Below are 2,801 nucleotides of genomic sequence, written 5' to 3'. Positions count from 1 at the left end.
GGGAAATCTTATCTTGAGGTAGGCTTCCCGCTTAGATGCTTTCAGCGGTTATCCCTTCCGAACATAGCTACCCGGCGATGCGACTGGCGTCACAACCGGTACACCAGAGGTTCGTCCACTCTGGTCCTCTCGTACTAGGAGCAGATCCTCTCAAATTTCCAACGCCCACGGTAGATAGGGACCGAACTGTCTCACGACGTTCTAAACCCAGCTCGCGTACCTCTTTAAATGGCGAACAGCCATACCCTTGGGACCTGCTTCAGCCCCAGGATGAGATGAGCCGACATCGAGGTGCCAAACACCGCCGTCGATATGAACTCTTGGGCGGTATCAGCCTGTTATCCCCAGAGTACCTTTTATCCGTTGAGCGATGGCCCTTCCATACAGAACCACCGGATCACTAAGACCTACTTTCGTACCTGCTCGACTTGTGGGTCTCGCAGTTAAGCGCGCTTTTGCCTTTATACTCTACGCGTGATTTCCGACCACGCTGAGCGCACCTTCGTACTCCTCCGTTACTCTTTAGGAGGAGACCGCCCCAGTCAAACTACCCACCAGACATGGTCCTCGCTCCAGATCATGGAGCAGAGTTAGAACCTCAATATTACCAGGGTGGTATTTCAAGATTGGCTCCACCGAAACTAGCGTCTCGGTTTCAAAGCCTCCCACCTATCCTACACAAGTAAGATCAAAGTTCAATGTCAAGCTGCAGTAAAGGTTCACGGGGTCTTTCCGTCTAGCCGCGGGTACACCGCATCTTCACGGCGAATTCGATTTCACTGAGTCTCTGCTGGAGACAGCGCCCCCATCATTATGCCATTCGTGCAGGTCGGAACTTACCCGACAAGGAATTTCGCTACCTTAGGACCGTTATAGTTACGGCCGCCGTTTACTGGGGCTTCGATCAAGAGCTTCGCTTACGCTAACCCCATCAATTAACCTTCCAGCACCGGGCAGGCATCACACCCTATACGTCCACTTTCGTGTTTGCAGAGTGCTATGTTTTTAATAAACAGTTGCAGGGGCCTGGTTTCTGTGGCTGCTCTCAGCTCAGGAAGCAAGTTCCATCACCAAAAGCAGCGTACCTTCTCCCGAAGTTACGGTACCATTTTGCCTAGTTCCTTCAGCAGAGTTCTCTCAAGCGCTTTGGTCTACTCGACCTGACCACCTGTGTCGGTTTCGGGTACGATTCCTGTGTAACTGAAGCTTAGAGACTTTTCCTGGAAGCATGGTATCAGCCACTTCACTGTACAAGTACAGCTTGCTATCAGTTCTCAGCATAGAGCACCCCGGATTTGCCTAAGATGCATGCCTACAACCTTTCACCTGGACAACCAACGCCAGGCTGACTTAACCTTCTCCGTCCTCTCATCGCATTACACAGAAGTATTGGAATATTAACCAATTTCCCATCGACTACGCCTCTCGGCCTCGCCTTAGGGGTCGACTCACCCAGCCCCGATTAACGTTGGACTGGAACCCTTGGTCTTTCAGCGTGCGAGTTTTTCACTCGCATTGTCGTTACTCACGTCAGCATTCGCACTTCTGATACCTCCAGCAGACTTCTCAATCCACCTTCATCGGCTTACAGAACGCTCCCCTACCACGCATAATAAATTATGCATCCGCAGCTTCGGCATATAGTTTTAGCCCCGTTACATCTTCCGCGCAGGCCGACTCGACTAGTGAGCTATTACGCTTTCTTTAAAGGGTGGCTGCTTCTAAGCCAACCTCCTAGCTGTCTATGCCTTCCCACATCGTTTCCCACTTAACTATAATTTTGGGGCCTTAGCTGGCGGTCTGGATTGTTTTCCTCTTGACTACGGACGTTAGCACCCGCAGTCTGTCTCCCGGATAGTACTCATTGGTATTCGGAGTTTGCATCGGTTTGGTAAGTCGGGATGACCCCCTAGCCGAAACAGTGCTCTACCCCCAATGGTATTCGTCCGAGGCGCTACCTAAATAGCTTTCGGGGAGAACCAGCTATCACCAAGTTTGATTAGCCTTTCACCCCTATCCACAAGTCATCCCCTGGCTTTTCAACGACAGTGGGTTCGGTCCTCCAGTTAGTGTTACCCAACCTTCAACCTGCTCATGGATAGATCACCTGGTTTCGGGTCTATACCCAGCAACTAATGCGCCCTATTAAGACTCGGTTTCCCTACGGCTCCCCTATTCGGTTAACCTTGCTACTGAATATAAGTCGCTGACCCATTATACAAAAGGTACGCAGTCACCGAACAAGTCGGCTCCCACTGCTTGTATGCATGCGGTTTCAGGATCTATTTCACTCCCCTCACAGGGGTTCTTTTCGCCTTTCCCTCACGGTACTGGTTCACTATCGGTCAGTCAGGAGTATTTAGCCTTGGAGGATGGTCCCCCCATATTCAGACAAGGTTTCACGTGCCTCGCCCTACTCGACATCATCATATAAGCCCTTTCGTGTACAGGACTATCACCGTCTACGGTCGCACTTCCCAGAGCGTTCCACTAGAACTTATATGACTTAATGGGCTCTTCCCCTTTCGCTCGCCGCTACTGAGGGAATCTCAATTGATTTCTTTTCCTAAGGGTACTGAGATGTTTCACTTCCCCTCGTTCGCCTTGCATGACTATGTATTCATCATGCAATACCTACCTTATGGTAAGTGGGTTTCCCCATTCAGACATCTCCGGATCACAGGATATTTGCCGCCTCCCCGGAGCTTTTCGCAGGCTATCACGTCTTTCATCGCCTCTGACTGCCAAGGCATCCACCACATGCACTTAATTACTTGACTATACAACCCCAAACAGTCGTT

1 rRNA gene is annotated in these 2,801 nt (G+C 50.7%); it reads right to left on the bottom strand.

The annotated features are described in order from the left end of the window. Positions 1 to 2,780, bottom strand: a 23S ribosomal RNA gene (locus tag FTU82_RS15860); the annotation flags it as partial. Positions 2,781 to 2,801: the final 21 nt, after the last annotated feature.

This window comes from Acinetobacter sp. YH12151 (genome assembly GCF_013418355.1).
Taxonomy (GTDB): domain Bacteria; phylum Pseudomonadota; class Gammaproteobacteria; order Pseudomonadales; family Moraxellaceae; genus Acinetobacter; species Acinetobacter pseudolwoffii.
Note: the sequence above shows the minus strand (reverse complement) of the source record. Positions and strands in the feature narration are given on the sequence as shown.